Here is a 4,820-nt window from a genome sequence, read left to right on the forward strand (position 1 = left end):
GGCGAGCAGGGCGACCGGCAGCAGGGTCGCGACGACCGGGGTGCGCACGGACGGCAGCAGGCCGCGGACGCCGCGCTTGATGACCGGGCGCTCGACGTACTGGTAGGACAGCTGGGCGATGCCGATCGTCAGCACGGCGCACAGGACGAACTCGATGATCGCGTTGTCGGTGAGCCGGCCGTTGCCGACGGCCAGCCAGATCGGCCAGTGCCACAGGTAGAGGCCGTAGGAAAGTCGGCCGGCGTGGGCCAGCGGCCGCCAGCCGAAGATCGCGTGCACCCAGCTCGGCCGCTCGTCGACGCAGGCGATGACGAGCAGCGCGCTGCCGAGCGCGAAGAAGAACATGCCGCCGAGGTTGAACATCCAGCCCGAGTAGGGCCCGACGACGACGAAGGAGAAGACGCTCGAGACGACGCCGACCACCCCGGCGACGGCGACGACCGGCCGGGAGAAGGACGGCAGCGCCCCGCTGCGCCCGGGGGCGAGCCACACGCCGAGGGCGGCACCGATGAAGAGGGCCTGGGCGCGGGTGTCGGTGCCGTAGTAGACGCGGGGGTAGTCGCTCGCGTCGTGGAAGCCGACGACCGCGGTCCACACCGCGCTGGCGACGGCACCGGCGAGCAGCACGAGGGCCATCCGCCGGCGCGTGCGGGCCCAGAGCATCAGACCGAGGATGACGAAGGGGACGAGGACGTAGAACTGCTCCTCGATCGCCAGGGTCCAGGCATGACGAAGGGGGGACTCCCCTCCCTTCGTCCCGAAGTACTGGTCACCCTCGGCGATCAGCCGCCAGTTCATGACGTAGCCGAGGGTGGCGAGGACGTCGCCGCCGATCTTGCGGCGGACCGCGTCGTCGGCCCACAGCACCGCGTAGACGAGGACGAAGGTCAGGACGAGGAAGAGCCCGGGCAGGAGCCGGCGGGCACGGCGCCGGTAGAAGGCCCAGACGTCGATGTCACCGTGCTGGACCCGCTCCTCGACGAGCAGTCGGGTGATGAGGAAGGCCGACAGGACGAAGAAGAGGTTGATGCACACCCACATGCCGGCGAGCTGGTCCACCCCGAAGTGGTAGGCCATGAAGCAGAGCATGAAGAGGCCTCGCACCCCGTCGAGAGCCGGGCTGTACCCGAGGCGTGAACGCACCACCCGGAGCTCCTCGTCGATCGTCTGCGTGGCCCCGGGCATGCTACCGGCTGGTTGCCCCGGGATCGTCCTGTCGTCGGGAACGTGCAGAATGGCCCTGAGATCACCTTGCGCACGAAGGAAGGCCACCGAGATGACTGACACCGAGGTCAAGCACGGGCTGGAGGGCGTCGTCGCCTTCGAGTCGGAGATCGCCGAGCCGGACAAGGCCGGCGGCAACCTGCGTTATCGCGGGGTCGACATCAACGACCTGGTCGGCAAGGTCTCCTTCGGGCGGGTCTGGGGCCTGCTCGTCGACGACAGCTTCGACCCGGGCCTGCCGCCCGCCGAGCCCTTCCCGCTGCCGGTCCACAGCGGCGACATCCGCGTCGACGTCCAGTCGGCCCTGGCCCAGCTCGCGCCGCTGTGGGGCTTCAAGCCGCTCCTCGACATCGACGACACCCAGGTCCGTGACGACCTGGCCCGCGCCTCGGTCATGGCGCTGTCCTTCATCGCCCAGTCGGCGCACGGGCAGAACTCCGCGATGGTCCCGCAGGCCCGCGTCGACGAGGGCAAGAACATCGTCGAGCGCTTCATGATCCGCTGGCGCGGCGAGCCGGACCCGAAGCACGTCGAGGCCATCGACGCCTACTTCATCTCCGCCGCCGAGCACGGGATGAACGCCTCCACCTTCACCGCCCGCGTCATCGCCTCGACCGGCGCCGACGCCGCGGCCTGCCTCTCCGGCGCCGTCGGCGCGATGTCCGGCCCGCTCCACGGCGGCGCCCCCTCGCGTGCCCAGCACATGATCGAGGGCGTCGAGCGCACCGGCGACGCGACGAAGTACGTCAAGGACGCGCTCGACCGCAAGGAGCGCCTCATGGGCTTCGGGCACCGCGTCTACCGGGCCTACGACCCGCGCGCCGCCGTCCTGCGCGACACCTGCAAGCGCCTGGGCGCGCCCCGCTACGAGGTCGCCCTCGAGCTGGAGAAGGCCGCGATCGCCGAGCTCGCGGACCGCTACCCGGACCGCAAGATGGAGACCAATGTCGACTACTGGGCCGCGGTCCTGCTCGACTTCGCCGACGTCCCCGGCGAGATGATGACCCCGCTCTTCGTCTGCGCCCGCACCGCCGGCTGGGCCGCCCACGTCCTCGAGCAGAAGCGCACCGGTCGCCTCATCCGCCCGAGCAGCAACTACATCGGCCACGGCCCGCGCGCGATCACCGAGGTCGCCGGCTACGACCAGCTGCCCGGCGCCTGAGCCGCATGCGACGCCGCTCCCCCGCCCTGACGCTCGCGCTCGCGACCGCCCTCACCCTCTCCGCGTGCGGGGGTGACGGCGGCCCCGGGCCGACCGCCGGGACGGGGGGTGACAGCGTGTCCAACTCCTCGACGCCGACCCCCGGCGGCGGCAAGGACAGCACACCGGGCGGCTCGAGCACGAGCTCGCCCCGCTCGACCTCCGGCTCCACGACGGACTCCGACGCCGACTCCGACGAGCCGACCCTGTCCAACTCGACGAAGTCCTCGAGCACCTCGTCGTCGACCTCGACCGACACCGGCGCCCCCTTCGACGCCGCGGAGTTCACCGACCGCCTCGAGGCGGCGGTGGACGCCAACCCCACGGTCAAGATCGACGTGACGGCCAAGATCGCCGGCCAGTCGCAGGCCTCGGCGACCGGTGTGCAGGACCTGTCCGCCGACTCCCTCGACATGGACGTCTCCCTCGCGGGGCAGCAGCTGGGCTACCGGCTCGTCGACGGGCAGTACTACCTCGCCCAGCCCCCGAAGTGGGTCAAGGTCGACGAGGACTCGACCAACCCCCTCGTCAAGACGACCATCGACCAGGTGCAGATCCTGTCGATGCGCCGCCAGCTCGACGCCTTCGTCGCCGGGGTGGAGAAGGCGGGCAACAAGGGCACCGAGGACGTCGGCGGCGTCTCGACGACCCACTACACGGCCACCGTCGACACCGCGACGTCGTTGCGCGAGCTCGGCATGAAGCCCGCCCCGGGCGCACCCGAGACCGTCATCTACGACGTGTGGCTCGACGAGGACGACCTCATCCGCCGGATGGAGTTCACCCTCAACGGCGCGACCGCCCGTCTCCTGGCCTCCGAGTGGGGCGAGCCGGTCTCGATCACCGCGCCCAGCGGCTCGGAGCTGGCCAAGACCCCCTGACCGCACGGCATCTGGGACCGGGTGGCAACCGCCGCGCCCGGTAGGTCAGACTCGGGCCCGTGAGCGACGCGATCATCATCCCCGACGAGCGCAAGCCCCGCGACGGCCGCTTCGGCTCCGGCCCCTCGCTGGTGCGCCCAGAGCAGCTGGCCTACCTGCAGTCGATCGCCGGTGACGTCCTGGGCACCTCCCACCGGCAGGCGCCGGTGCGCGGGCTCGTGCGCGACCTGCGCGAGGGCCTGACCGAGCTCTTCTCCCTGCCCGACGGCTACGAGGTCGTCCTCGGCAACGGCGGCTCGACCGCCTTCTGGGACATCGCCGCCCTCGGCCTGGTCCGCGAGCGGGCCCAGCACTGCGTCTTCGGCGAGTTCTCCGGCAAGTTCGCCGCGGTCACCCGCCGCGCCCCCTTCGTCGCCGACCCCGACGTCCGCACGGCCGAGCCCGGCGGCTGAGCCTCCCCGAGGCGGTCGCGGGCGTCGACACCTATGCGTGGCCGCACAACGAGACCTCGACCGGCGTCAATGGCGCCGGTGCAGCGCCCGGCGGGGGCCGACGACGGCGCCCTCGTCCTCGTCGACGCGACCTCCGGCGCCGGCGGCCTGCCCGTCGACATCGCGCAGACCGACGCCTACTACTTCGCCCCGCAGAAGTCCTTCGCCTCCGACGGCGGCATCTGGTTCGCGATCATGAGCCCGGCGGCGCTGGCCCGGGCCGAGGAGATCGCCGCCACCGACCGGTGGATCCCCGACTTCCTCTCGCTGACCGCCGCGATCGACAACTCGCGCAAGGACCAGACCCTCAACACCCCGGCCGTCGCCACGCTCGCCCTCATGGCCGAGCAGGTGCGCTGGATGCTCGCCTCCGGCGGCCTCGACTTCACCACCGCCCGCACGGCCGAGTCCTCGTCGCGGATCCACGACTGGGCGACGAAGGGAGAGCACACGCACCTCTTCGTCACCGACCCCGCGGCCCGCTCGCAGGTCGTCACGACGGTCGACCTCGACGAGTCCGTCGACGCCGCCGCCGTCGCGGCGACCCTGCGGCGCAACGGCGTCGTCGACATCGAGCCCTATCGCAAGCTGGGGCGCAACCAGCTGCGCATCGCGACCTTCCCCGCCGTCGACCCCGACGACGTGTCGGCGCTCCTCGACTGCATCGACTACGTGGTGGAGCGGCTCTGACCGCTCGCCTCCGGGCCCGACACCTCCTCCTGCTCGCCGCGAGCGTCGTCGGTGCCCTGACCATCGGCTGGCGGCTCGATGCGGCGCACCTCGCCGGCGACGAGCTCTACTACCACCAGGCCGCCGTCGGCATGCTCCACGGCGACTGGTTGGTCAATGCGCAGCACCCACCGCTCGTCAAGCAGCTCATGGCGGTGGCCCAGCTCGTCCTCGGCGACACCCGCGTCGCCGCCCGGCTGCCCTCCGCCGTCGCCGCCTGGGTCACCGGCCTGCTGCTGGCGGTCCTCGTGTGGCGGACCGGCCGACCGGGTCGCTGGAGCGCCGCCGCCGGGA

General features: G+C 71.9%; 5 protein-coding genes and 1 pseudogene. 4 read left to right on the top strand and 2 right to left on the bottom strand.

The window, feature by feature from the left end; all coding sequences use genetic code 11:
• A partial coding sequence (locus AC2W7J_RS15815; protein ID WP_485983573.1) for an acyltransferase family protein occupies positions 1-1,146 on the bottom strand: 1,146 nt, incomplete at its 3' end.
• A gap of 130 nt (positions 1,147-1,276) precedes the next feature.
• On the opposite strand from AC2W7J_RS15815, the gene AC2W7J_RS15820 reads away from it, so the two are divergent.
• The 3 genes and pseudogenes from AC2W7J_RS15820 (at position 1,277) to serC (ending at position 4,487) form a co-directional block, all read left to right on the top strand.
• Entirely contained in the window at positions 1,277-2,386 is a 1,110-nt protein-coding gene (locus AC2W7J_RS15820; protein ID WP_255185200.1) for a citrate synthase 2, read from the top strand.
• 5 nt (positions 2,387-2,391) lie between these two features.
• Positions 2,392-3,306, top strand: a complete 915-nt coding sequence (locus tag AC2W7J_RS15825) for an SCO4651 family lipoprotein (protein WP_485983575.1) — start codon at positions 2,392-2,394, stop codon at positions 3,304-3,306.
• 59 nt (positions 3,307-3,365) lie between these two features.
• Positions 3,366-4,487 (top strand): annotated as a pseudogene (serC, locus tag AC2W7J_RS15830) (phosphoserine transaminase).
• Here the strand turns inward: serC and AC2W7J_RS15835 are convergent.
• Entirely contained in the window at positions 4,466-4,627 is a 162-nt protein-coding gene (locus tag AC2W7J_RS15835) for a hypothetical protein (protein WP_255185197.1), read from the bottom strand. The pseudogene serC and the gene AC2W7J_RS15835 overlap by 22 nt on opposite strands.
• Between AC2W7J_RS15835 and AC2W7J_RS15840 the strand changes: the two genes are divergently transcribed.
• A partial coding sequence (locus tag AC2W7J_RS15840; protein ID WP_485983578.1) for a hypothetical protein occupies positions 4,619-4,820 on the top strand: 202 nt, incomplete at its 3' end. The genes AC2W7J_RS15835 and AC2W7J_RS15840 overlap by 9 nt on opposite strands.

The sequence above is a fragment of the Janibacter sp. CFPM2_SD2 genome (genome assembly GCF_057364645.1).